The 24,285-nt window shown below is 69.7% G+C and carries 20 protein-coding genes; 15 read left to right on the top strand and 5 right to left on the bottom strand.

Going from position 1 to position 24,285, the window contains the following annotated elements; translation table 11 throughout:
* Together rpl12p and FN829_RS11285 are read left to right on the top strand one after the other, a co-directional pair.
* Positions 1–333, top strand: a complete 333-nt coding sequence (gene rpl12p, locus FN829_RS11290) for a 50S ribosomal protein P1 (RefSeq protein WP_142987081.1) — start codon at positions 1–3, stop codon at positions 331–333.
* Between the two features lie 139 nt (positions 334–472).
* Positions 473–664 carry a hypothetical protein gene (locus tag FN829_RS11285; protein WP_142987080.1) on the top strand — a complete coding sequence of 64 codons (192 nt, stop codon included), beginning with the start codon at positions 473–475 and terminating at the stop codon, positions 662–664.
* A gap of 31 nt (positions 665–695) precedes the next feature.
* On the opposite strand, the gene FN829_RS11280 is transcribed toward FN829_RS11285, so the two are convergent.
* Positions 696–2,309: an ATP-binding response regulator gene (locus FN829_RS11280; protein WP_142987079.1), complete on the bottom strand. Its 1,614-nt coding sequence runs from the start codon at positions 2,307–2,309 to the stop codon at positions 696–698.
* Between the two features lie 73 nt (positions 2,310–2,382).
* Positions 2,383–3,204 carry a 3-methyl-2-oxobutanoate hydroxymethyltransferase gene (gene panB, locus FN829_RS11275; protein ID WP_142987078.1) on the bottom strand — a complete coding sequence of 274 codons (822 nt, stop codon included), beginning with the start codon at positions 3,202–3,204 and terminating at the stop codon, positions 2,383–2,385.
* Positions 3,205–3,348: 144 nt separating this feature from the next.
* On the opposite strand from panB, the gene FN829_RS11270 reads away from it, so the two are divergent.
* From FN829_RS11270 to citZ, 10 genes are all read left to right on the top strand, one after another.
* On the top strand, positions 3,349–3,639 hold the full coding sequence (locus tag FN829_RS11270; protein ID WP_142987077.1) for a DUF5822 domain-containing protein: 291 nt from the start codon (positions 3,349–3,351) through the stop codon (positions 3,637–3,639).
* A gap of 134 nt (positions 3,640–3,773) precedes the next feature.
* Positions 3,774–4,187 carry a plastocyanin/azurin family copper-binding protein gene (locus FN829_RS11265; RefSeq protein ID WP_142987076.1) on the top strand — a complete coding sequence of 138 codons (414 nt, stop codon included), beginning with the start codon at positions 3,774–3,776 and terminating at the stop codon, positions 4,185–4,187.
* Between the two features lie 108 nt (positions 4,188–4,295).
* Positions 4,296–5,240 (top strand): sulfite exporter TauE/SafE family protein, encoded by a 945-nt coding sequence (locus FN829_RS11260; protein WP_142987075.1) that lies wholly within the window; start codon positions 4,296–4,298, stop codon positions 5,238–5,240.
* 3 nt (positions 5,241–5,243) lie between these two features.
* Complete coding sequence (locus tag FN829_RS11255; protein WP_142987074.1) at positions 5,244–7,883, top strand: heavy metal translocating P-type ATPase; 2,640 nt, start codon at positions 5,244–5,246, stop codon at positions 7,881–7,883.
* Positions 7,884–7,992: 109 nt separating this feature from the next.
* A complete protein-coding gene (gene alaS / locus FN829_RS11250; RefSeq protein WP_142987073.1) occupies positions 7,993–10,770 on the top strand; it encodes an alanine--tRNA ligase in 2,778 nt (925 codons plus the stop codon).
* Between the two features lie 9 nt (positions 10,771–10,779).
* Entirely contained in the window at positions 10,780–11,580 is an 801-nt protein-coding gene (locus tag FN829_RS11245) for an alpha/beta fold hydrolase (protein WP_142987072.1), read from the top strand.
* Positions 11,581–11,678: 98 nt separating this feature from the next.
* Positions 11,679–12,392 (top strand): type 1 glutamine amidotransferase, encoded by a 714-nt coding sequence (locus FN829_RS11240; protein WP_142987071.1) that lies wholly within the window; start codon positions 11,679–11,681, stop codon positions 12,390–12,392.
* Positions 12,393–12,504: 112 nt separating this feature from the next.
* Positions 12,505–13,089, top strand: coding sequence for a DUF2062 domain-containing protein (locus FN829_RS11235; protein WP_142987070.1), 585 nt, complete (start codon positions 12,505–12,507; stop codon positions 13,087–13,089).
* A gap of 115 nt (positions 13,090–13,204) precedes the next feature.
* Positions 13,205–15,115, top strand: a complete 1,911-nt coding sequence (locus FN829_RS11230) for a PINc/VapC family ATPase (protein WP_142987069.1) — start codon at positions 13,205–13,207, stop codon at positions 15,113–15,115.
* Between the two features lie 98 nt (positions 15,116–15,213).
* Positions 15,214–16,344 (top strand): citrate synthase, encoded by a 1,131-nt coding sequence (gene citZ / locus FN829_RS11225; RefSeq protein WP_142987068.1) that lies wholly within the window; start codon positions 15,214–15,216, stop codon positions 16,342–16,344.
* A gap of 64 nt (positions 16,345–16,408) precedes the next feature.
* Here the strand turns inward: citZ and FN829_RS11220 are convergent, their stop codons facing one another.
* From FN829_RS11220 to FN829_RS11210, 3 genes are all read right to left on the bottom strand, one after another.
* Positions 16,409–17,647 (bottom strand): digeranylgeranylglycerophospholipid reductase, encoded by a 1,239-nt coding sequence (locus tag FN829_RS11220; RefSeq protein ID WP_142987067.1) that lies wholly within the window; start codon positions 17,645–17,647, stop codon positions 16,409–16,411.
* A 167-nt stretch (positions 17,648–17,814) separates the two neighbouring features.
* Positions 17,815–18,678: a 2-oxoacid:ferredoxin oxidoreductase subunit beta gene (locus FN829_RS11215; protein ID WP_142987066.1), complete on the bottom strand. Its 864-nt coding sequence runs from the start codon at positions 18,676–18,678 to the stop codon at positions 17,815–17,817.
* Positions 18,675–20,438 (bottom strand): 2-oxoacid:acceptor oxidoreductase subunit alpha, encoded by a 1,764-nt coding sequence (locus FN829_RS11210; RefSeq protein WP_142987065.1) that lies wholly within the window; start codon positions 20,436–20,438, stop codon positions 18,675–18,677. Before FN829_RS11210 ends, FN829_RS11215 begins: the two co-directional genes overlap by 4 nt.
* Before the next feature lie 286 nt (positions 20,439–20,724).
* Here FN829_RS11210 and FN829_RS11205 point away from each other — a divergent pair, with 286 nt between their 5' ends.
* From FN829_RS11205 to FN829_RS11195, 3 genes are all read left to right on the top strand, one after another.
* Entirely contained in the window at positions 20,725–21,369 is a 645-nt protein-coding gene (locus FN829_RS11205) for an FAD-dependent oxidoreductase (protein WP_142987064.1), read from the top strand.
* 84 nt (positions 21,370–21,453) lie between these two features.
* The gene (locus FN829_RS11200; RefSeq protein WP_394348708.1) at positions 21,454–23,028 is read left to right on the top strand and encodes a lipopolysaccharide biosynthesis protein; all 1,575 of its coding nucleotides are present in this window, start codon (positions 21,454–21,456) and stop codon (positions 23,026–23,028) included.
* A 150-nt stretch (positions 23,029–23,178) separates the two neighbouring features.
* A complete protein-coding gene (locus FN829_RS11195) occupies positions 23,179–24,276 on the top strand; it encodes a sensor histidine kinase (protein WP_142987062.1) in 1,098 nt (365 codons plus the stop codon).
* Positions 24,277–24,285: the final 9 nt, after the last annotated feature.

Here is a 24,285-nt window from a genome sequence, read left to right as displayed (position 1 = left end):
ATGGAATACGTTTACGCTGCGCTCATCCTGAACGAGACTGGCGAAGAGATCAACGAGGACAATGTCACCGGCGTGCTGGAAGCCGCCGGCGTCGACGTCGAGGAGTCCCGCGTCAAGGCGCTCGTCGCCGCGCTGGAGGACGTCGACATCGAGGAGGCCATCGAGACGGCCGCCGCGGCCCCTGCCGCGGGCGCCGCTTCCGGCGGCTCCGCCGACGAGGCCGAGGAGGCCGACGACGGCGACGACGAGGAGGCCGAGGCCGAGGAGGCCGACGACGACGAGGACGAGGACGAGGGCGACGGCGGCGAGGGTCTCGGCGAGCTCTTCGGCTGAGCCCGGGTCCACACCGCACCACCGCGTCGATCACCGGGGCGACATCGCCCCACGGTACCGCGATTTTTGATCCACTCGTTTCGCCGAGTGATAACGCCGTCCGCGAGTTTTTATACGGGTTCGACGAACTGGCCGTCGAATGAAGATCGTCGACGGCGACAAGGCGGAGTGCGACCGGTGTGAGTCGACCTTTCCGCTCGAGGCGGTTTCGCTCCTCGAGAAGGACACGAACCGGGACTACGAGCGGGTGCTGTGTGCGGAGTGTCTCGGCGTGGTCGGCGTCCCCAAGGGCTACTCGCTGCGTCGGGACATCACGCATCTCGGCCGGTGAGCGGCGTCGGATCCGGACGAGTGGCGGGGCCTCAGTCGGCGTCCTCCGCGACGAACTCGATGCCCGTGATCTCGAAGCGCGCGCCGCCGGATTCGCTCTCGGCGACCGCGATGTCCCATCCGTGTGACTCGACGATCCGCTCGACGATCCGCAGGCCGAATCCGGTTCCCTCTCGTCGAGTCGAGTAGCCGGTGTCGAAGACTCGCTCGCGTTTCTCCGGCGGGATACCCGGACCGTCGTCCTCGAGGTAGATGCCCGAGCCGTCGGAGAGTTCGCCGATCGTGACGGTCACGTCGCTGACGGAGCGTTCGATGCCGTCGCCGTCTCTCGAACGACCGTGTTCCACGCTGTCGTCGGCCGACGGCCGACTGCTCGTCGAACCGTGTTCCACGCTGTTCCGGATCAGGTTCTCGAAGCACTGGCGGACGCGGCTCTCGTCCGCGTAGATCGACCGAGTCGCCGCCACCTGGAGGGTCGCGCTGTCGGCGTCGACGGCCCCGCGACAGTGATCGACCAGCTCGGACAGTCGGATCGACTCGAGGTCGGGTTCCTCGGTCGCCTCGCGGGCGAGCCGCAACAGGTCGTCGATCAGCGTCTCGATCCGATCCAGAGCGTACTCGACGGCCTCCAGATGCTCGTTCGCGGGGGAGTCGGGATCGATGTCCTCCCGCGCCAGATCGAGCCGTCCGGTGGCGACCGATAGCGGATTCCGGAGGTCGTGGCCCACGACGCTTGCGAACTCGTCCAACCGCTCGTTCCGGCGGGCCAACTCCCTGCGTCTGTCGACCTGTTCGAGCGCGGCGACGACGTTCCCGGCGAGGATCCGTCCGAGCGTCACGTCGCGTTCGTCGAACGCGTTCGAGGCGTGCGATCCGGTCACGAGAACGCCGTACTCGTCGAGCGGGACGGTGAGCTGGCTCCGGATCGTCGTCTCCGGATTGGCGGCGTCGGGATCGGCCGGGACGTTTCCGACCCGCTCCGCCTCCCCCCGCTCGAAGGCGCGCCAGACGATGCTCTCCCCGGGGCCGTACGTCGGCGGTTCGTCGGTGTCCCAGGAGAGTTCCAGAGCGGCCTCCGTCGACGCAACCGGCTCGACCGCGTTCGCCTCGTCGTCGTACAGGTAGACCGTGCTGGCGACCAGCCCGTGGATGTCGCTCACCGCCTCGACGGCCACCTCCGCGACCTCCTCTCTGGTGGTCGCGGTGATGAGCGCCGCGCTCGCCTCGTGGAGCGCCACCAACTGTCGGTCTCGGTCGGCCGCCGTGTGGGCGTCGTGCCGGCCGACCGCCTCGCCGACGCGAGCGGCGATCGCCGCGCTCCGCCCCTCGGGCGCGTCGGACGGCACGTATCCGGTGACGCCGGCGGCCACCGCCGCCGCGGCGATCCGTTCGCTCCCCGCCCGCGGCGCGAGGAGGAACGGGAGGGAACCGTGCTCCTCGCGAACGGACGTCAGGAGTTCGACGCCGTCACGATCGGGGAGTTCGTGGGTGCTGACGACGCACTCGATCGGCTCGGCCGCGAGCAGTTCGAGCGCCCGTTCGGCCGTGGACGCCGGGTGGAGCGTGACGTCGGCGAGTTCCTCCTCCAACCCCGCCGCCGTCCGCTCGAAGGAGTCGGGATCGCCGTCGACACAGAGGACGTCCATGCCCTCTCGAACGACCAATCAGGTGAAATACCTTTGCCGGGATCGGCGAAAAGCGAGACTCCGCGGCCGGGGTTCACTCGTCGTCCGTGCGGTACACGCCCTCGAGATCCTCCTCGACGTGCGCGTGCTCCTCGGCGGGGAACTCGCCGCTTTCGACCGCGTCCCTGTACTCTCCGATCGCCCGCTCCATCTCGCCGCGGACGTCGCCGAACTGCCGGGAGAACGGCGGCGACCACTCGCCGAGTCCGATCACGTCGTCGACCACGAGGACCTGTCCGTCGCAGTCGCCGCCGGCGCCGATCCCGATCGTCGGCGTCTCGAGGGCGTCGGTGACCGCCGCCGCGAGGTTGGACGGGACGTGTTCCAACACCAGCGCGAACGCGCCCGCCTCCTCGTGGGCGCGGGCGAGGTCGAGGATCTCCGTCGCGGCCTCCTCGTCGGTCCCCTGTCGGGTGTATCCACCGAGCCGGTTGACGTGTTGGGGCGTGAGCCCGAGGTGTGCCATCACGGGGATCCCCACTTCCGTCATCCGCCGAGTGGTTTCGACGGTGTGTGGCCCGCTCTCGATCTTCACTGCGTCGGCGTCGGCCTCCTTGAGGAGCTCCCCGGCGTTGCGGACCGACTCCGCCTCCTCGAGTCCGAACGAGAGGAACGGCATGTCGGCGACGACGAGCGCGTCCTCGACCGTGCGCGCGACGGCGGCCGTTCGGGAGCGCACGTCCGCCATCGTCACCGGGAGCGTCGAGTCGTAACCTAAGGCGGTGTTGCCCATGCTGTCGCCGACGAGGACGACGTCGATCCCCGCCTCGTCGACGACCGCCGCGGTCTGTGCGTCGTAGGCGGTGAGCATCGTGATCGGCTCCTCGCGGTCCCGGAGTCCCCGCGTCGTGGTCATCGACCGAGAGTCAGTCCCCGTCCGATTAAAACCGCCGGGATCCACGGATCGAGCCGCGGAGCGGATCCGGCGCAACCGCCGACGAAGGGGAGAGAGGAGGCCTCGACCGCCACCGATATGTCGATCCGTCCCGGTAGCTCACCCGTGCAACCCGTCGAGGAGGTCGAGGTCGAGGGCGTCGACTACGGCTGGGTGATGCAGACGACCTTCGTCGTCACGATCCTGGTCGGGGCCCCGATCGTCGCCTTCCTCTCGCTTTTCGTCACGCTGGAGTCGTGGGGAGCCCGCGCCGCCTTCGCGGTTCGGGTAGGCGCGCCGATCTGGTTTCTCACCGCGGTCGCGGTCGCGGTCTACGCGAGGCGTACCGAGGCCGGCGACGGGTACGCGAGCCCGGGCGACGAAACGGGCGAAAACGACGAAAACGGCGGGATTTGACGAGAGATTCGGCTACGCCGTGATCCACCCGCGGCGTTCGGTCCAACGTCGATGACGAGCGCGCGAGTCGAAGTCGTTTCCCGATCGATGGGGTCAACCGCGGTATTCAAACGATCGAAACCCCGAGGTCGGGTATGTACCGGAGACGGTTCCTCGAGCGCGCCGGAACGGCCGGCGTCGCGGTCGGGACCTCGCTCGCCCTCGCCGGCTGTCTCGCGGACCAGTACGACGTCGGGATGACCGCCACCGGGTTCGTCCCCGAGGAGGTGACCGTCGAGGTCGGGGACCGCGTCGTCTGGGAGAACACGAGCGTCCGCGGCCACACCGTCACCGCCTACGAGGACGCGATCCCGGAGGCGGCCGACTACTTCGCCTCCGGCGGGTTCGAGAGCGAGGCCGCCGCCCGCGACGCGTGGTCCGACTTCGGCGGCCGCCTCGAGAACGGCGACCGCTTCTCGCACACGTTCTCGGTCCCCGGCCGATACGACTACGTCTGTATCCCCCACGAGACGGGCGGGATGGTCGGGGCCGTGATCGTCGAGGAGTGAGATGTCGGGTATCGGTCCACCTCCACGTACCGAATCGCCGATTCCACGCCGGCCGGAACCGACGAAACCCATTACCGCACGCGCGCCAAATCTGAGGTGAACCACGCGATGGACCCATCCAGCCTGCTCGGCGTCGACGTCCTGTTGTTCCTCGCCATCGGCCTGCTCGGCGGCGCCCACTGTATCGGGATGTGCGGACCGCTCGTGACGACCTACGCGGCCCGGATGGACCCCGACGCGGGCCGGACCGACGGCGGCGGGCACGGAACGCACGGGTCGGGCGACGCGACCGGCGGTGCGGGCGACGCGACCGGTGCGGGCGGCGCGGCGGCGACCCGGACCGACCGCGGCGCCCGGAGCGGTCACCTCACCACCTACGAGGTGCGCCAGCACGCGCTGTTCAACCTCGGGCGGACGGCGAGTTACGCGCTCATCGGCGCGGCACTCGGCGCGCTCGGCGGGGTCGTCCTCGTGACGACCGCGACGATCACGGGTGCCGCGGGAACTATCCGCGGCGTCGTCGGCCTCGGCGTCGGCGCGCTCGTGATGGCGGTCGGCGTCCGGTACGTCCTCGGCGGCGCGACCGGTGGCGTCCACCTGCCGGGGCTCGAACGGGTCACGGGCTGGCTGACGGGCCACGTCGACCGGCTCGCGAACGGGCCGGGTATCGTCGCGCTCGGCGCGGTCCACGGGCTCCTCCCCTGTCCGATCCTCTACCCGGCGTACCTCTACGCGTTCGCGAGCGGGTCGGCGCTGTCGGGGGGGCTCGCGCTGGGCGCGCTCGGCGTCGGGACGATGCCCGCGGTGCTCCTGTACGGCACACTGATCGGAAGCGTCGACGCGGTCCACAGGCGGCGGGTCCACCGCCTGCTCGGGATCGCCTTTCTCGCGCTCGGATACGTCCTGTTCGCGCACGGGCTGATGTCGGTCGGGATCCACGTCCCGCACCCCCGGCTCCCGTTCTGGAACCCGCTCGACGCCGGGATGGCCGGAATGGGTTGGATCGGCGGGATGACGGACGTGGCCGGATTCGGCGGTCTCGGAGGTGCCTGAGCGATGAGCACGGACGACGGAACGACCGGTGACGGGGCGACCGGCGACGGGACGATCGGCGACGATTCGCCCGATGACCGACCGTTCCCCGACTGTACGCTCTGTGACCTCCCGACCGAGGGCGTCGAGGTCGTCGACGACGAGGGCAACCGGTTCTGCTGTGTCGGCTGCCGGGACGTGTACGACGCGCTCGGCGACGTCGACGTGGATGCCGAGGACGTCGCGGCGCGACGGGACGGGGAGGACGGAGGTGAGAAGGCGGCCGCCGGCGACGGCCCTGCCGGCGAACCCGAGACCCCCGCGGACCACGAGGCGACGTTCCTTGAGGTGGACGGGATGCACTGTGCGACCTGCGAGGCGTTCATCGAGACGGTCGCGACCGACACCGAGGGCGTCAGCGCAGCGAGCGCGAGCTACGTCACCGACACCGTGCGGATCGACCACGACCCCGCCGACGTCTCCGCGGACGACCTCGCTGACGCGGTGAGCGGGCTCGGCTACAGCGCGTACTCCCGCGACGACGCCTTCTCGCGGCGGCAGTCGGACAACCTCGCGATCGCTCGGCTCGCGATCGGCGTGCTCGTCGGGATGGCCGTCATGCTCCAGTACGTCGTGTTGATCTACCCGACGGAGTTCGCGTTCCCCTTCTACAACCAGCGGACCCTGGAGTACCTCGATCAGGCGATGTCCTCGACGTCGGGGACGTACTTCTTCATCGTGCTCGGCGTGTTGACGACGATCGTCCTCTTCGTCACCGGGAAGCCGATCCTCCGGGGCGCGTACGTGAGCGCGCGGACGCGGTCGCCGAACATGGACCTGCTCGTGGCGATCGCCGCCCTCAGCGCGTACCTCTACAGCACGCTCGCGGTCGCGCTGCTTCCCGACCCCTCCGTCTACTACGACGTGACGGTCGCCATCATCGTGATCGTCACCGTCGGCAACCACTACGAGTCCTCGGTGAAACGGCGGGCGACCGAGCTGCTCTCCGATCTCACCGCGGTCCAGGTCGACACGGCGCGGCGGGTCGGCAGCGGGAGCGGCGACGGCGGGGAGGAAGAGGGAGACGAGCCGACCGAGGTCGCGCTCGACGCGTTGGAGCCGGGCGACCGCGTGCTCGTCCGCGCGGGCGAACGAGTCCCCGTCGACGGCGAGGTCATCGACGGCGACGCAGCCGTCGACGAGTCGGTCGTGACGGGGGAGTCGATGCCGGTCCGCAAGGAGCCGGGCGATGCGGTCGTCGGCGGCTCCGTCGTCGCCGACGGCTCGCTCACGGTCGCCGTGGGCGAGGAGGCGAGCTCGAGCCTCGATCGCGTCGCGGAGCTCGTGTGGGACCTCCAGAGCGGCAATCACGGCGTCCAGAAGCTCGCCGACCGGCTCGCGACCGTCTTCGTCCCCCTCGTGCTCGCGATGGCCGTCGTCGTCGCGGCGGCCAACCTCGCGCTCGGCAACGGCGTCGCGACCGCGATGCTCGTCGGGCTCACCGTGCTCATCGTCTCGTGTCCGTGCGCGCTCGGGCTCGCGACCCCGCTCGCGGTCGCGGCGGGGATCCGCGACGCGCTCGAGCGCTCCATCGTCGTCTTCGACGACACCGTCTTCGAGCGGATCCGCGGAGCCGACACCGTCGTATTCGACAAGACCGGGACGCTCACCACCGGCGAGATGCGCCTCCTCGAGCGCGACGTGGACGACGACCTGCTCGCGTACGCCTCGGCGCTTGAGTCGCGATCGGCGCACCCGGTCGGCCGGGCGATCGCGGCGGCACGGTCGGTCGGCGTCGACGACTCGGACGACGCGGGGAGCGAAGCCGTCTCCACCGACGGCGGGACCGCGACCGAGGGATCGGTCGAAGCCGGTGACGGCGTCTCGGACGACGGCTCCGCCTCCGGTCCCGCCCCCGACGACCCGACCGTCGAGGACTTCGAGAGCCACGCGCGCGGCGTCTCCGGCGTCGTGGACGGGAGCGAGGTCGTCGTCGGCCACCCCGACCTGTTCGACGAGCGGGGGTGGGCGGTTCCGGACGCGATCCGCGAGGCGGTCGCGGACGCCCGCGACGTGGGGCGCGTGCCGGTCGCGATCGGTCGCGACGGCGCGGCGGAGGGCTTGGTCGTCGTCGGCGACGAGTTACGGGAGGGGTGGGAGGAGACGGTGACCGCGCTCGCCGACGCCGGCGTCGAGGTGGTCGTGCTCACCGGTGACGACGCGCGCGCGTCGACCGTCTTCCGCGAGCACGACGCGGTCTCGGAGGTGTTCGCGGGGGTCCCTCCGGAGGGGAAGGCCGAGGCGGTCGAGCGGCTGAAGGGACGCGGGCGGACCGTGATGGTCGGCGACGGGACCAACGACGCGCCCGCGCTCGCGGCCGCGGACCTCGGGATCGCGCTCGGCGGCGGCACGGCCATGGCGGCCGACGCGGCCGACGTGGCCGTCGTCGACGACGACCTCTCGTCCGTCGAGACGGTCTTCGAGCTGTCGCGGGCGGCGGGCCGGCGCGTGAAGGGGAACATCGGCTGGGCGTTCCTGTACAACGCGGTCGCCATCCCGCTCGCGGTGACGGGCCTCCTGAACCCGCTCTTCGCCGCGGTCGCGATGGGGCTCTCGAGCCTGTTGGTGGTGACGAACTCCTCGCGCCCGCTGTTGCGCGAGTAGTATCCGATCGAACTCCCTCGGACTCCCCGAATCCTCCCGGATGTGACCGGTCTCCCGCCGTACCCGCGCCCCGGAACCCTTTTGGACGAACACGGGTCACGACATGGTAATGAGCGATCTCGAAGCGGAGTACCGCCTCGATTACTTCGAGGAGGAGGGGTTCGAGCGAAGGGAGTGCCCCTCCTGCGGGGCGCACTTCTGGACGCGCGACCCCGACCGCGAACTGTGCGGCGAACCGCCGTGTGAGGACTACAGCTTCATCGACGACCCGGGGTTCCCCGAGTCGTACACCCTCTCGGAGATGCGCGAGGCGTTCCTCTCGTACTTCGAGGACCACGGCCACGAGCGGATCGACCCGTACCCGGTCGCGGCGAACCGCTGGCGCGACGACGTCCTCCTGACGCAGGCGTCGATCTACGACTTCCAGCCGCTCGTCACGTCGGGCGAGACGCCCCCGCCGGCGAACCCGCTCACCATCTCACAGCCCTGTATCCGGATGCAGGACATCGACAACGTCGGGAAGACGGGCCGCCACACGATGGCGTTCGAGATGATGGCCCACCACGCGTTCAACACGCGCGAGGACGCCGAGGCGGAGTACGCCTACGAGGGCGAGGTGTACTGGAAGGACGAGACGGTCGAGTACTGCGACGGGCTCTTCGAGGAACTCGGTGCGGATCTGGAGGAGATAACCTACATCGAGGATCCGTGGGTCGGCGGCGGCAACGCCGGCCCCGCGATCGAGGTCATCTACAAGGGCGCGGAGCTGGCCACGCTCGTCTTCATGTGTATGGAGCGGGACCCCGACGGCGACTACGAGATGAAGGACGGGAACACCTACTCGTTCATGGACACGTACATCGTCGACACGGGCTACGGCCTGGAGCGGTGGACGTGGATGAGTCAGGGGACACCCACCGTCTACGAGGCGATCTACCCCGACGCCATCGACTTCTTGAAGGAGAACGCGGGCCTCGCGTACACCGAGGAGGAGGAGCGGCTCGTCGCCCGCGCAGCCAAGCTCTCCGGCCGGCTTGACATCGACGACGTCGACGACGTGGAGGACGCCCGCGGCGAGATCGCGGAGCGGCTCGACGTCGACGTCGACCGCCTGCGCGAGCTCGTCGAGCCGCTCGAGTCGATCTACGCGATCGCCGACCACTCGCGCACGCTCGCGTACATGTTCGGCGACGGGATCGTGCCCTCGAACGTCGGCACGGGGTACCTCGCGCGCATGGTGCTCCGGCGGACGAAGCGGCTCGTCGACGAGGTCGGCGTCGACGCCCCGCTCGACGAGCTCGTCGACATACAGGCCGATCGGCTCGGCTACGAGAACCGCGACACGATCCGCGAGATCGTCCGCACGGAGGAGCGAAAGTACCGGAAGACGCTCGAGCGCGGCTCGCGGAAGGTCGAACAGCTCGCGGACGAGTACGCCGGCACGGGCGAGGCGATCCCGACCGAGGACCTCTTGGAGCTGTACGACTCCCACGGGATCCAGCCGGACATGGTCGCGGAGATCGCGGCCGACCGCGGCGCGAGCGTCGACGTACCCGACGACTTCTACGCGCTCGTCGCGGACCGCCACGAGGAGATCGGCGACGCGGACGAGGAGGAGGACCGCGACGAGCGGTTCCGCGACCTCCCCGAGACGGAGAAGCTCTTCTACGACGACCAGGGTCGGACGGAGTTCGAGGCGGTCGTCCTCGACGTGTTCGAGGCCGAGGACGGGTACGACGTGGTGTTGGACCAGACGATGTTCTACCCGGAGGGGGGCGGTCAGCCGGCCGACCGCGGCCAGCTCGTCGGCGGCGAGACCACCGCCGAGGTCACCGACGTCCAAGAGGTCGATGGCGTCGTGTTACACCGCGCGGACGCCGACCCCGGGAAGGGCGAGTTCGTCCGCGGGCAGGTCGACGGCGACCGCCGCGAGCGGCTGCGCGTCCACCACACCGCGACGCACCTGATCGGGCACGCGGCCCGCGAGGTCCTCAGCGATCACGTCCGGCAGGCGGGCGCACAGAAGGGCCTCGACTCCTCCCGGCTCGACGTTCGCCACTACGACCGGATCACCCGCGAGGACGTCCGCGAGATCGAGCGCGTCGCCAACGAACTGGTCCGCGAGAACGTCCCGGTGAGACAGGAGTGGCCCCACCGGCACGAGGCGGAGGCCGAACACGGCTTCGACCTCTATCAGGGTGGGGTGCCGCCGGGAACCAACGTCCGGCTGATCCACGTGGGCGACGCGGATGTCCAGGCGTGTGCGGGCACCCACGTCGACCGCACCGGCGACATCGGCGCGGTCAAGGTGCTGAAGACGGAGCCGGTCCAGGACGGCGTCGAGCGGATCGTCTTCGCCGCCGGCGGCGCGGCCATCGAGTCGACCCAGCGCACGGAGGACGCGCTGTACGACGCTGCCGACGCCCTCGACGTCGACCCGCTCGACGTGCCCGAGACCGCGGAGCGGTTCTTCGAGGAGTGGAAGGGCCGCGGCAAGGAGATCGAGACGCTCAAAGAGGATCTCGCGGCCGCGCGAGCCTCCGGCGGCGCGGACGCCGAGGAGGTCGAGATCGACGGCACGACCGCCGTGATCCAGCGGCTCGACGGCGACACCGACGAGCTGCGCGCGACCGCGAACGCCCACGTCGACGACGGCAAGGTCGCGGTGATCGGCAGCGGCGCCGACGGCTCGGCGAGCTTCGTCGTCGGGGTCCCCGACGGCGTCGACGTGGACGCCGGCCAGGTGGTCGCCGAACTCGCCGGACGCGTCGGCGGCGGCGGCGGCGGCCCGCCGGACTTCGCGCAGGGCGGCGGTCCGGACGTCGACGCCCTCGACGACGCGCTCGACGCGGCTCCCGACGTGTTGCGGACGCTCCAAGAGGCGTAACCACCGGTCATGCCGCACGCGAGCAACGGCGGCGTCTCGATCCGATACGAGATCGACGAGGGTCGCTCGGCCGACGGCGAAGCGGTGGTGTTCTGTGGCGACGTGGGCCTCGGTGCGTGGCAGTTCGGCTGGCAACACGCTGCGCTCGCGGGGCCACACACGGTCGTCACGCCGGAGTCGCGCGGCGTGGGGCGCTCGGACGCGCCGCCGGGACCGTACACCGTCGAGGCGCTCGCCGGCGATCTCGAAGCGGTGTGTGCCGCCGAGGGGGTCCGGAACGCCCACCTCGTCGGCTACGGGCTCGGCGGGATGGTCGCGCTCGCGTACGGGCTCGAGTCCTCGCGGCCCGCGAGCCTGACGCTCGTCGGGACGCCGCCGATCGGCGACGCCTACGGCCCGGCCGGGGTGTGGGCGGACCCGGCGGATCCGGACGCCGTCAGGGGGTCGCTGGCGGGGCTGCTCTCCGAGCGGTTCCGGCGGGAGCACGCCGACGCGCTCTCGCGGATCGTCGAGTGGCGGCTCGCCGAGGACGCGGACCGCGAGACCTTCGAGGCGCACCGGGCGGCCGTCGAGGGGTTCGACCTCGCAGACCGCCTCCACGAGGCGACGCTGCCGACGCTCGTCGTCCACGGGAGCGAGGACGCCGTCTGTCCGCGCTCCGCCGGCGAGACGCTCGCCGAGGGACTCCCCCGCGGCGAGTTTCACGCGGTCGAAGGGGCGCGCCACCTCGTCGGCGTTGAGGCGTCGGCCGAGGTCAACGATCTCGTCGCCAGCTGGCTCGCCGAGCACACGACCGATCCGGACGCGTAGACCGCCGGCGATCGGGGTGTCGGGGGCTCCCGTCGCCGACACCGGAGGCTTCCGTCGCCGCCACAACGGTTTTGAGCCCCTCGCTCGTGCGATCGGTCATGAGCCGACTCCGATTCGCGCTGCTGAACGCCGCTCACGACGGCGAGCACACCCGACGCAACTTCCGCCGGGAGTTCGACGCCGACCTCGCCGAGTTCGACGCGACCGACGCACACCTCCCCGAACACACCGACTTCGACGGGGTCGTCATCACCGGCTCCCGCTCGTCCGTCTACTGGGACGAGGCGTGGATCCCGAAGCTCGTCGACTACGTCGCCGAGGCGGCCGACGACGGCGTGCCGGTGCTCGGCGTCTGTTACGGTCACCAGGTGCTCGCGGAGGCGCTCGGCGGCCGCGTCGCCGGCATGGACGGGTTCGAGATCGGGTACAACACGGTCGAGCACCGCGGCGACGAGCTGTTCGAGGACGTGCCGGAGTCGTTCACCGTCTTCACGACCCACGGCGACGCGGTCGTCGACCTCCCGCCGGGCGCGACGCTGCTCGCCGAGAACGAACACGGCGTCCACGCGTTCCGGGAGGGCCACTGCTGGGGTGTCCAGTTCCACCCGGAGTACGACGTCGAGACGGCCGAGGAGGTCACCGAGGGGAAACGCGACCGACTCGGCGACGCCCGCGTCGACGAGGTCCTCGCCGGGATCACGCCGGAGGCGTTCGAGGCCGCCTGCGAGGCGAAGTCGATCTTCGACAACTTCCTCGCGTACGCCGAGGACGTGAAACGCGAGCGGGAGGCGACCGCGGCCGCGGACGACTGACGCCGGGGGTGACCCACCCCGGACGACCGCCGCGACCGGCCGCCGGGGCGACGTCGGCCGCGTCGACCGCCGCCGGTAACTACATTCTCCGTGCCGACGTAGCGTTCCTCGAATGATCCTCCGTCGGATGAACGACTGGGCCGGGCGGGTCAAAACCGAGATCCAGCGCTCGTTCTCCGAGGAGCACACCGTGCGGGAGACGGCCGGCAGCTTCTCGGTCGGCGTCTTCATCACGATGCTGCCGACGCTCGGGACCGGCCTCCTCGCGTTCGTCGCGCTCGCGTGGGCGTCGAGCCGGATCAACAAGGCGGCGCTTTTGGCCTCAGTCGTCGTCTTCAACCCGGCGGTGAAGTGGGGCGTCTACGCCGCCAGCTTCACGCTCGGCGTGGCCATCCTCGGGCCCGTTCCGGGCGTGACGCCGGCGGAGGTGTCGCTCTCGGCCGGCCCGGCGATCGTCTCCCGGATCCTCGTCGGCAATCTGATCCTCGCCGTCGTCGCGGCGGTCCCCAGCTACGTCGTTTGCCACCGGCTCGTTGCGGCGTACCGCGCCCACGAGCTCGCCGTCGTCGAGACGGTCTCCGAGGTCGTCACGTCGGAGGACGACGGGGAAGCGAACGCGGACGAGACGGACGAGGCGGACGAGACGACCGGGGGCGACGCGGGACCGCTCGAGAAGCCGACCGAGTCCGCGGAGTGACGGCGGTCGCGGGCCGTCGACTCCACCGCAACGGCGCTTGGCTCCCCGGATCCCGCCGCGCACGCGTCGCGGCCGGGTCGAACACGCTTATACGGTTCCCGCCCGGAACTCGCATATGAACGTAGTACCGGACACCAGTGCGGTCGTCGACGGCCGCGTGTCCGAACGCGTCGAGGACGGCAGCTACGAAGGGGTGACGGTCGTCGTCCCCGAGGCCGTCGTCGGCGAGCTGGAGTCGCAGGCCAACGACGGGCTCGAGTCGGGATGGGACGGCCTCGAGGAGCTCAAGCGGCTCGCCGCCTTTCGCGACGAGGGCCGGATCGATCTGCGGTACGTCGGCGACCGCCCGAGCGGCGACCAGCGCTCGCGCGCCGCCGAGGGCGACGTCGACGCGCTCATCCGCGACGTCGCCGCCGACAACGACGCCACGCTCCTCTCCAGCGACGTCGTTCAGGCGGAGGTCGCCAGAGCGAAAGGGATCGACGTCGAGTACGTCGAGCCGGTCGCCCGCGGCGTCGTCGACGAGCTGCCCATCGAGGAGTACTTCACCGACGAGACGATGTCCGTCCACCTGAAGGCGGGGACGAAGCCGAAGGCCAAACGCGGGTCGCTCGGCGAGATGCGCTACGTGGTCATCGAGGAGGAGGAGACGAGCGAGGAGCGGATGGCCGAGCTGGCGAACTCGATCGTGGACCTCGCGCGGCAGTCCTCGGACGGGTTCATCGAACTCTCCGACGACGGGATGGACATCGTCCAGTACCGGAACTACCGGATCGCGGTGGCCCGCCCACCCTTCGCCGACGGGATCGAGATCACGGCGGTTCGGCCCATCGCGAAGACGACGCTCGACGACTACGAGTTCGCCGACGAGCTTCGCGAGCGCTTCCTCGAGCGGAAACGCGGCGTACTCATCTCGGGCTCTCCGGGGGCCGGCAAGTCGACGTTCGCGCAGGCGGTCGCGGAGTTCCTCAACGACAACGACTACGCGGTCAAGACGATGGAGAAGCCGCGGGACCTCCAAGTCGGTCCGGAGATCACCCAGTACGGCGCGCTCGGCGGGAAGATGGAGAACACTGCCGACTCGCTGCTCTTGGTCCGGCCCGACTACACCATCTACGACGAGGTCCGGAAGACGAACGACTTCGAGGTGTTCTCGGACATGCGGATGGCCGGCGTCGGCATGGTCGGCGTCGTCCACGCCTCCCGCGCCATCGACGCGCTCCAGCGGCTCGTCGGTCGCGTCGAGCTGGGGATGATCCCCCAGATCGTCGACACGGTCGTCTACATCGAGGCGGGGGAAGTCCACACGGTGTACGACGTGACGACGGAGGTGAAGGTGCCCGCGGGGCTCACCGCGGAGGACCTCGCGCGGCCGGTCATCCAGGTGTCGAACTTCGAGACCGGCCGGCCGGAGTACGAGATCTACACCTTCAACCGGCAGGTGGTCACCGTCCCGCTGAACGAGGACGGCGACGGCGGCGAGGCCGAATCCGGCGTCGGGCGCATCGCGAAACAGGAGATCGAACGCGAGATCCGCTCCGTCGCTCACGGGCACGTCGACGTGGCGCTCAGAGGCGACGACGAGGCGATCGTGTACGTCGACGAGGGCGACATCGGCACCGTGATCGGGAAGGGCGGCGGCCGCATAAGCGACATCGAGGGCCGTCTCGGGATCGAGATCGACGTGCGGACCCACGCGGAGAAGCCGGGCGATTCCGGCGGAAGTGCGGCCGGAGGCGGCCCCGGCGGGAACGGACGCGACGGTTCGAGCGGCGGCCGCGACGGGCAGGTGGGCGAGGAGCGCGGATCCGTCGTCACCCCGGAGATAACGTCGAGACACGTCGTCTTAGACGTCGACGCCGGCGTCGGCGAGACGGTCGAAGTTCGCGCGAACGACGAGTACCTCTTCACCGCGACGGTCGGTCGGGGCGGCGAGGTCCAGGTGTCACGCGGCTCCGCGATCGCCGAGGAGTTGGAGGACGCGATCGACCGGAAACGGACGATCACGGTCGTCCCCGCGCGCTGATGCGGCGTCGTCGGTCGCCGCAGCGGCGTACCACGATCGTCGTACTCGTTTCCTCCTGAAAGATAACGCTTTTTTGGCGGTGGTCGGAAGGTCATGGCATGTCGAACGAGCTGAAACGCGGGTTGGAAGGCGTCCTCGTCGCGGAGTCGGAGCTCAGTCACGTCGATGGGGAGGTCGGGAAGCTCGTCTACCGCGGATACGACATCGAGGAGTTGGCACGCGGTGCGAGCTACGAGGAGGTGCTCCACCTGCTCTGGCACGGCTCGCTTCCGACGCCCGCGGAGCTCGAGGAGTTCCGGGAGAGGCTCGCCGCCGAGCGATCCGTCGACGACGACGTGATCGCTACCGTTCGCACCCTCGCGGACGCCGGCGAGCGACCGATGGCCGCGCTCCGAACCGCGGTGTCGATGCTCTCGGCGTACGACGGGGACGACGACGGCGACGTCCTCGCGGAGGGATCGAAGATCACGGCAAAGATCCCCACGATCCTGGCGGCCTTCGAGCGGGCCCGTCAGGGCGAGGAGGCCGTCGACCCCGACCCGGAGCTGTCTCACGCCGGGAACTTCCTGTACATGCTCACCGGGTCCGAGCCCGACGACGTGAGCGAGGAGACCTTCGACATGGCGTTGACCCTCCACGCCGACCACGGACTCAACGCCTCGACGTTCACGGCCATCGTCATCGGGTCGACGATGGCCGACGTCTACTCCAGCGTCACCGGCGGGATCGGCGCGCTCTCCGGATCGCTTCACGGCGGCGCGAACCAGGACGTCATGGAGATGCTACACGAGGTGGACGACTCCGGAAAGGACCCGGTCGAGTGGATCGCCGACGCGAGGGAGAACGGTCGGCGGATCCCCGGCTTCGGCCACCGCGTGTACAAGGTGAAGGACCCGCGTGCGAAGATATTAGAGGAGAAGCTGCGCGATCTCGCCGAATCCTCCGGCGACGGGAAGTGGCTCGAGTACACGACCGCCATCGAGTCGTACCTCGAGGAGGAGGGACTCGTGGAGAAGGGTATCGCCCCGAACGTCGACTTCTACTCGGGCTCCGTCTACGACGCCATGGGGATCCCGATGGACCTGTACACGCCCATCTTCGCGATGAGCCGTGCCGGCGGCTGGGTCGCTCACGTCCACGAGTATCAGGATGACAATCGGCTCATTCGCCCGCGAGCGCGTTACACCGGTCCCGAGACGTCCGAGTTCGTCCCGCTCGAGGAACGCTGAGCCGGGAGTCTTCGATCCGCCTCATCTCCTCCGATTACGACGAACCGAACCGCTCGTTCTCCGATCACGACGAACCGAACCGCCCGCGGAGGTACCGCCCCAGAAGCGGGAGGTCGTCGAGGTGGATCAGCTTTCGCATCGCGCGTTTGTCTCCCCGGTTGACCGCCGCCAGCGTGTCCTCGTCCGTCCGTCGGAGGTCACGCATGAGCCGGTCGTACCGCTCGTTGGGCGCGAGATACAGGAGCTCCGTGAGCACCAGCCGCGAGTTCATCCGCGGGGCGACGTCACGGTGCCAAAGCGTCTCGTAGATCGCGAGGCTCTCCGCGTCTCTCGGCCGATCGGCGTCGGTGAAACAGCGGTCTATCGACATCGCCGCGGCGCGCGCGGACTTCATCCCCTTGTGGATCCCCTCTCCCCACAGCGGGTCGATCGTGGGGACGGTGTCGCCGATGGCGAGGAAGCCGTCCGTGTGCATCCGCCCGGGTCGCTGGATGTGTGCCGACCCGCGGTGGACCTTCCCCTCGAGGCGCTCGGCGTCCGCGAACCGGGGATCGGACTCGAGCCACCCTTCGAGGTAGCCGTCGATGGTTTTTCCCTCCTCGCCGGCCTCGCGGTGGCGGTCGTTCTGGATGTAACACAGCCCGACCTTCGCGGTGTCCTCGCCGGTGGCGAAGATCCACGAGTAGCCGCCGGGAGCGATGTCGTGGTCGAGCCGGAGCATCATCGCCCGCCGGAGGTCGGCGTACTCGGGGTGGTCCAGATCGATCCCCTCGAACTCGTACTCGATGCCGATCGCCTGGTTCTCGCGCTCGAGATCGACGACGTCGAGCGCGCTCGCGATCGGCGCGGCCGGCCCGGTCGCGTCGACGACGATGTCGGCGTACACCTCCTCGTCCCCGCTGTACCTGACCCCCTCGATGACGCCGTCGTCGTCGAGGATCGGTCGGGAGACCCGCGCGTCGAAGCGGTACTCCGCGCCCTTCTCGCGACCGTCGGCGACGAGGTAGCGCTTGAAGTCGGCGAACTCCAACACCGCACCCGGCTGGTAGGACTCGTAGTAGTCGTTCGGCGACTCCAACACCACGTCGTCGGTGTAGGACATCACGACGTCGTCCGGGATCCCGAACGCGGACATCATGGACGGGAACGTCCCCGCGGTCGATTTGTTGCTCTGCCGCGGGAACTCGGATTCGGCCTCCGTCTCGAGGACGACGACGTCGTAGCCCCGAGCGGCCAGATCGCGGGCACACTGTGCGCCCGCCGGCCCGGCCCCCGCGATCGCGACGTCGTAACGGTCGGACATACCGCGTACATGCCGACCCGTGTAATTAGGTTTGCCGAAACGGGACGAGAATCCCGAGAAACCCGCCGCCATCGGCCGTTTTTGACCGGATCCGGAGGTCGGGATACGAACGGCGAGAAACGAGAGACGTCCGAAGAGCGCGAAAACGGGAGCGGCTGCCGCGGCGTTCAGTAGAACTCGCGAACCAGGTCGGTCGCGTTCTCCGGCGCGCCGTCGGGGATGTCGGACATGTCCTCGTCGACGCCGTGCTGCTCGTGGTACGGCACCGAGTTCTCGTCCTGGTAGATGACGCCCTGGTACTCCTTATCGGAGTCGAGGATGACGTCCTTGGCCGCGTCGTAGTCGGTCGGGTCATGGTCCGCCTCCGCGAGGTCGACGAGCGAGTCGCGGAAGTAGTCGTAGGTGTCGACGTCGTTGAACGTCACGCACGGCGAGTAGACGTTCACGAAGCCGAAGCCGTCGTGTTCGACGGCTTCCTGGATGATCTCCTGGTGACGCAGGGCGTCCGAGGAGAACGACTGCGCGATGAACGTCGCGCCCGACGCGAGCGCGAGCGCGTGCGGGTTGACCGGGGGCTGTTTGGGACCCTCGGGCGTCGTCGCCGTCTCGAAGTCCTCGCGCGAGGTCGGCGACGCCTGACCCTTCGTCAGCCCGTAGATGCGGTTGTCCATCACGACGTAGGTCATGTCCACGTTGCGCCGCACCGCGTGGACGAAGTGGCCCGCACCGATGGAGTACCCGTCACCGTCGCCGCCGGCGACCATCACTTCGATGTCGGGTCGCGCCATCTTGACGCCGGTACCGACCGGGAGCGCCCGGCCGTGAACGCCGTGAAGCGCGTAGCTGTGCATGTACGTGCCGATCTTGCCCGAGCAGCCGATGCCGGCGACGACGAAGGTGTTGTCGGGGTCGTTGCCCGTCTCCGCGAGCGCCTTCATCATGCCGTTCATCGTGCCGAAGTCGCCGCATCCCGGACACCACGTCGGCTGCTTGTCGGATTTGAAGTCGGTGAATCGAACGTCTGAACTCATTGGGTCGCCTCCGTCCCCGTCTCCAGGGTCGCTTTGATCTCTCGTGCGAGCTCGTCCGCCTTGAACCGCACGCCGTCGTACTTGTTGATCCGGTCGACGCGAACCAGCGCGTCGCGCTCGATCAGGTTCGCGAACTGCCCGGTCTCGTTACACTCGACCACGATGGTCTCGTCGGCCGCCTCGATGTCCTCAGTGAGGTCGGGACGCGGGAAGACGTACGGGACCGAGAGCACGCGGATGTCGATGCCGTCCTCATCGAGCAGGTCGAGCGCCTCCGCGAGCGCGCCCTCGTTCGATCCCCACGTGATCACGAGGTTCTCGGCGTCCTCGTCGCCGAACTCGCGGGGACTCCAGTCTTCCCGTTCCTTCGCCGTCTCGACCTTCCGGTTGCGCTTGTCGACCTGCTCGACGCGCATCTCCGTGTCCTCGGTCCGCCGGCCCTGCTCGTCGTGTTCGAGCCCGGTCGACATGTGCGCGCCGTCGACGGTGCCGGGGAACGCGCGCGGGGAGATCCCGTCCTCGGTCAGCTCGTGCGGCTGGAACCCGCCGCTCTCCGAGAGGTGCTCCTCGACGGACGCGTCGTCGACGACGAAGCCGCGGTCGACCTCGACCGCGTCCATGTCGAAGGCGTCCGGCGAGAACGTCTGTTCGGTGACCGCCATCGAGAGGTCCGCCGTGAGGTAGACCGGAAGCTGGTACTTCTCGGCGAGATTGAACGCCTCGACCGTCTTCCAGAAGCACTCGTCGACCGTGGTGGGCGTGAGCACGAATCGGGGGACCTCGCCGTGGCCGCCGTACAGCATGTGGTTCAGGTCGCCCTGCTCCTGTTTCGTCGGCATCCCGGTGGAGGGACCCGACCGCATCACGTTACAGATGACGAGCGGCGTCTCCGAGGTGGCGACGAGCCCGAACGTCTCCGTCATCAGGTCGATCCCCGGCCCCGACGTCGCCGTCATCGCCCGTGCGCCCCCGCGGGCGGCTCCGAGCGCCATGTTGATCGCCGACAGCTCGTCTTCCGCCTGGACGACGTGGCCGCCGTACCGCTCGAGCCGGCCGGTGAGGTACGTCATCACGTCCGTCGCGGGCGTGATCGGGTAGCCGGAGTAGAACCGGCAGCCGGCTGCGATGGCACCCATGCCGATCGCCTCGTCGCCGTTGAGCAGCACGTAGTCCTCGTCGGTCGTCTCGAGGTCGTACTCGAACTCGGCGTCGTACTCCTCGGCGACGTACGACTGCCCCGCACGGGCCGCCTCCTTGTTGTTGTCGACGAGCTTCTGGCCCTTGTCGCCGAAGCGCTTCTCGAGGGCCGAATCGAGGTTCTCGATGGGGAACTCCGCGACCTCACACGCCGCGCCGAGCGCGACGACGTTCCGCATGATCGCGCCGCCGGCCTCCTCGGCGAGTCGCTTGAGCGGGACGTCGATGCCGATCATCCCCTCGGGGATCTCGACGTTCTGCATCGTCGTGCGCTCGCCGTCGTAGATGATCACGGACCCCTCGTGGAGCTCATCGAGGTTCTCCTCGATGGTCCGCGGGGTCAACGCGATGAGCACGTCGAGTCTGTCCACGACGCTCTGTACCTTGTCGACGGAGGTTCGCACCTTGTACGCGGTGTATCCGCCGCGGATCCGCGAAGCGAAGTCCTTCGACGTGAACACGTGTCGACCCGATCGGGACAGCGCCTGCGCGAATATCTTGCCCGTCGAGTCGATGCCGTCGCCGGCCTCTCCGCCGACGGCCCAGTTGAAGTCCGCAGCCATTCTATGTCGAGCGTTCACTCGGACTCATCAAAAGGCTTCTGGATGGCGGCATCCGCCGGTTATTCAACGCATGTCCTGTTTTTCGCGAATATTGTCGATTTATCGGCCTCCGACGCCGATCGATCCCGTAGATATTGGCCGATCGTCAACCGGATCCGATCCGATCGACAGCGTCCGTCGCAGTCGATTTCGACGCACGTCGAACCGATTGGGCGAACCGGTCGATCCGTCCGGAGGGCGAACGCGAGACGAGAACACGTTTGTGTCCGAGGGACCGACGGGGCGTATGGACGCGACAGTCGCGGTGACGGCGGTCGAGGAGGTCGGCTCGGACACGTACGCGATCCGGTTCGACACGCCCGACGGGTTCGCCGCCGAGCCCGGCCAGTTCGTGAAGCTGGGGACGGAGATCGACGGCGAGGCCGTCGCGCGGTTCTACACGCTCTCCTCGCCGACGACCGAGGGGACCTTCGAGGTCACCGTCGGGATCGACGTCGAGGAGGGCGGCGAGTTCTCCCGGTTCCTCGCCGACATCGAACCGGGCGTCGAGATGTCCCTCTCGGGGCCCTTCGGCGACCAGCACTACGACGGCGAGGGGCGCGTCGTGGTTCTCGCCGGCGGCCCCGGCATCGGCCCGGCCGTCGCCATCGCCCGGCGGGCGATCGACGACGGCGGTGCGGCCGCGGTCGTCTACCGCGACGACGACCCCGCCCACGAGGCCCGCCTCGACGACCTCCGGGGCCGGGGCGCGTCGATCGCGGTGCTCGACGGCGACGACGACCTGTCGGCGGCCGTCGCCGAGGCGGTGACGGGCGCGGCCGACGAGGCCGTCTTCGTCTACGGCTTCGCCGGTTTCGTCGACGACGCCCGGGACGCGATCGAGGCCGCCGGCGGCGACGCCGACGGCGCGAAGGTCGAGAATTTCGGGTAGTACCCGTACGAACCGGCACGGCTCGCCGGAGTCCGGGAGCGAATCGCTTAATCCGCGAACGACGCTTCGGTCGGACGAATCACCGTGGGAACCGAATCGACGCCGGAGACGACCGACGGAAACGCCGGGGACGCGACCCCGGACGACGAGATCCCCGACGACGAGCGCGACGCGCTGGTGACGATCGCCGGCGGGGCCGTCGTCACGAGCGGGGCCTTCTCCGCGCAGCGCGGGCTCATGACCGCGACGGAGTTCGTTCTCGCCCGTGGCTTGGGGCCGGTGACCTACGGCGTGTACGCGCTCGCGTGGCGGATCGCCCAGGTGCTCACTCGGCTCGTTCCCTTCGGGAGCGTGCCGGCGCTCCAGCGGTTCGTGCCCGCCGCCGACCCGGACCGCCGGTCGCGGGTGGTCGGGCTGGCGTACGCGACGACCGCGGTCGCGGGCGTCGCGTTCGCGCTCGGCGTCCACGTCGCCGCCCCGCGGGTGAACGACCTCACGGTGACGGACCCGGCGTTCCCGCCGACGATGCGCCTTTTCGGAGTCCTCGTGGGCCTGATCGGCCTCGTCACCGTCACCGGGGCGGTCTTCCGGGCGATCGGCTCGGCGCGCGGCGAGGTCCTGTTCAACAAACTGCTCCGCCCGGCGGTCCGGCTCGTCGGCGCGGCCGGCGCGCTGGCGCTCGGCCACTCCGTCGTCGGCGTCGCCGGCGCGATCGTGGCGGCCACCGCGCTCCTCGTCGCCGTCGGCGTTCCCGCCTCGGTCCGCGTGACCGGGATCGTCCCGACCCTTCGTGGCGCGCGCCGCGAGGCGCGCCGCTTCTACGACCACGCCGCGCCGGTCGCAATGAGCAGCTTCGGTAAGGTGTTTCAAAACCGGATCGACGTGCTGCTCGTCGGGGCGCTCCTCACCGCGGTCGCAGCCGGGGTGTACAACGTCGTCCTCGTGTTGATCTCGATCGCGTGGATCCCGCTGCTCTCGTTCAACCAACTGCTCCCGCCGGTGGCCTCGGATCTGTACGCCGCCGACCGGATGGGGACGCTCAACGCGGTGTACGCCTCGGTGACCCGGCTCATCGTCACCACGGTCATTCCGGTCATCGCGACGCTCGGCGTGTACGGCGAGCCCCTCCTCGCGCTCTTCGGGGAGACGTACGTCCGCGGGTACCTCCCGCTCGTCGTCTACCTCGGCGGGGTGTTCGTCGGCAGCGCGGTCGGCGCGACGGGCTGGCTCCTCATGATGACGGACCACCAGTACGCGCGGATGGCGCTCGACTGGCTGCTCGCGGCGCTCAACGTCGGGTTGACGTACGCGTTCGTGTTGCGGTACGGGCTCGTGGGAGCCGCGCTCGGCACCTCCGCCGCCATCGCCGTCCAGAACGGGGCACAGGTCCTGCTGCTCCGCCGGTTCGAGGGGCTGTGGCCGTTCGACCGGACGTTCCTCGTGCCGCTCTCGGCGGGAGCGGTCATGGTCGGCGTCATGTCGACCGTCCGGGCCGCGGTCGGCGGAACGCCCGGAGCCGCGGTCGGGACGGTCGTCGGGGTCGCCGCCTACCTGCTCACCCTCCGTGCGATCGGCGTCGACCCCCGTGACCGGCTCGTCGTCTCCGAGCTCGCCGGACGCTACCGTGCGTCGGTCCGCGCGGCGATCAACGACCGGTAGCGGCCGGGAGGCGGCCGGGAGGCGGCGGCCGTCGGGAGACGGCCGACGCCGGACGTCTCCGAAACCGCGTCGGTGACGCCGTCAAGCGTCGCGATCCGGGGGATACATATAACACCGGACGCCCGAGAGATCCGATCGAGACTGGAACTCATGGCGACGACCGACCCTCCGATACCCGTTCTCCTCGTCGGACCGGAGCCCGACGCGGCGGAACGGGCCGCGGCCGCGCTCGAACGCGAGGACGATCGGCTCACCGTCGACCTCGCGGCGGACCCCGACGAGACGCTCGATCGGCTCGTCGCCGGGAGCTACGACTGCGTCGTCGCCGTCGCTCGGGCGAGCGGCGGCGCGACGTCGCTTCACGACCGCGTCCGCGCTCACGACCCGGACCTCCCGTTCGTCGTCTACGTCGACGACGAGGTCGGCGGGGACGGCCTCGGAAGCGACGACGCCGTCTCGGCTCGCGAGGCCCTCTCGGCGGGCGTCACGGACTACGTCCGACGGGACCCGGCGACCGACGGCGACGCCGTCTTAGCTCACCGCGTCGCGACCGCGGTGGAGTCGGCTCGCACGATACGCGAAGCAGAGCGCCGGCGAGATCGTCTCGAGCGGTTCGTCGAGGTGGTCTCACACGACCTCCGCAACCCGCTTTCGGTCGCGCAGGGGCGGTTGGAACTCGCCCGTGCCGAGCGCGACGACGAGCACCTCGAGCCGGCCGCCGACGCGGTCGATCGGAGCCTCGCGCTGATCGGCGACCTCCTGACGCTCGCCCGCGAGGGCGAGACGATCGCCGAGATCGAACCGATCGCGCTCGCGGACGCGGTCGAGGCGTCGTGGACGAGCGTCGAGACGGCCGACGCGACGCTCGTTGTCGAGACCGACGGCGAGATCCGCGGACACCCCGGACGCGTGAGACAGCTTCTCGAGAACCTGCTCGGCAACGGCGTCCACCACGGCGGCGACGACGTGACGGTCAGGGTCGGGACCGTCGAGCCGATGTACACCTCGACGCGGGCTGAGAGCCACGGCGGGGCCGGGTTCTACGTCGCCGACGACGGCCCCGGGATCCCGAAGACCGACCGCGAGCGAGTGTTCGAGACGGGCTACACCACCGCCGAGGACGGTACCGGGTTCGGACTCAACATCGCGAAGGAGATCGCCGAGGCACACGGCTGGGAGATACGGGTCGAGGAGAGCCGCGAGGGCGGGGCGCGCTTCGAGGTCACCGGCGTCGACGTCGTCGGGTAGGCGGTCGCG

Source organism: Halorubrum cibi, assembly GCF_900182635.1.
Taxonomy (GTDB): domain Archaea; phylum Halobacteriota; class Halobacteria; order Halobacteriales; family Haloferacaceae; genus Halorubrum; species Halorubrum cibi.
Note: the sequence above shows the minus strand (reverse complement) of the source record. Positions and strands in the feature narration are given on the sequence as shown.

What these genes read in the sequence shown, in the direction of transcription:
- rpl12p (WP_142987081.1), top strand. Translation starts at nt 1, where the DNA reads ATGGAATACGTTTACGCTGCGCTCATCCTGAACGAGACTGGCGAAGAG.
- FN829_RS11285 (WP_142987080.1), top strand. Translation starts at nt 473, where the DNA reads ATGAAGATCGTCGACGGCGACAAGGCGGAGTGCGACCGGTGTGAGTCG.
- FN829_RS11280 (WP_142987079.1), bottom strand. Translation starts at nt 2,309, where the DNA reads ATGGACGTCCTCTGTGTCGACGGCGATCCCGACTCCTTCGAGCGGACG.
- panB (WP_142987078.1), bottom strand. Translation starts at nt 3,204, where the DNA reads ATGACCACGACGCGGGGACTCCGGGACCGCGAGGAGCCGATCACGATG.
- FN829_RS11265 (WP_142987076.1), top strand. Translation starts at nt 3,774, where the DNA reads ATGTACCGGAGACGGTTCCTCGAGCGCGCCGGAACGGCCGGCGTCGCG.
- FN829_RS11260 (WP_142987075.1), top strand. Translation starts at nt 4,296, where the DNA reads ATGGACCCATCCAGCCTGCTCGGCGTCGACGTCCTGTTGTTCCTCGCC.
- FN829_RS11255 (WP_142987074.1), top strand. Translation starts at nt 5,244, where the DNA reads ATGAGCACGGACGACGGAACGACCGGTGACGGGGCGACCGGCGACGGG.
- alaS (WP_142987073.1), top strand. Translation starts at nt 7,993, where the DNA reads ATGAGCGATCTCGAAGCGGAGTACCGCCTCGATTACTTCGAGGAGGAG.
- FN829_RS11245 (WP_142987072.1), top strand. Translation starts at nt 10,780, where the DNA reads ATGCCGCACGCGAGCAACGGCGGCGTCTCGATCCGATACGAGATCGAC.
- FN829_RS11240 (WP_142987071.1), top strand. Translation starts at nt 11,679, where the DNA reads ATGAGCCGACTCCGATTCGCGCTGCTGAACGCCGCTCACGACGGCGAG.
- FN829_RS11235 (WP_142987070.1), top strand. Translation starts at nt 12,505, where the DNA reads ATGATCCTCCGTCGGATGAACGACTGGGCCGGGCGGGTCAAAACCGAG.
- FN829_RS11230 (WP_142987069.1), top strand. Translation starts at nt 13,205, where the DNA reads ATGAACGTAGTACCGGACACCAGTGCGGTCGTCGACGGCCGCGTGTCC.
- citZ (WP_142987068.1), top strand. Translation starts at nt 15,214, where the DNA reads ATGTCGAACGAGCTGAAACGCGGGTTGGAAGGCGTCCTCGTCGCGGAG.
- FN829_RS11220 (WP_142987067.1), bottom strand. Translation starts at nt 17,647, where the DNA reads ATGTCCGACCGTTACGACGTCGCGATCGCGGGGGCCGGGCCGGCGGGC.
- FN829_RS11215 (WP_142987066.1), bottom strand. Translation starts at nt 18,678, where the DNA reads ATGAGTTCAGACGTTCGATTCACCGACTTCAAATCCGACAAGCAGCCG.
- FN829_RS11210 (WP_142987065.1), bottom strand. Translation starts at nt 20,438, where the DNA reads ATGGCTGCGGACTTCAACTGGGCCGTCGGCGGAGAGGCCGGCGACGGC.
- FN829_RS11205 (WP_142987064.1), top strand. Translation starts at nt 20,725, where the DNA reads ATGGACGCGACAGTCGCGGTGACGGCGGTCGAGGAGGTCGGCTCGGAC.
- FN829_RS11195 (WP_142987062.1), top strand. Translation starts at nt 23,179, where the DNA reads ATGGCGACGACCGACCCTCCGATACCCGTTCTCCTCGTCGGACCGGAG.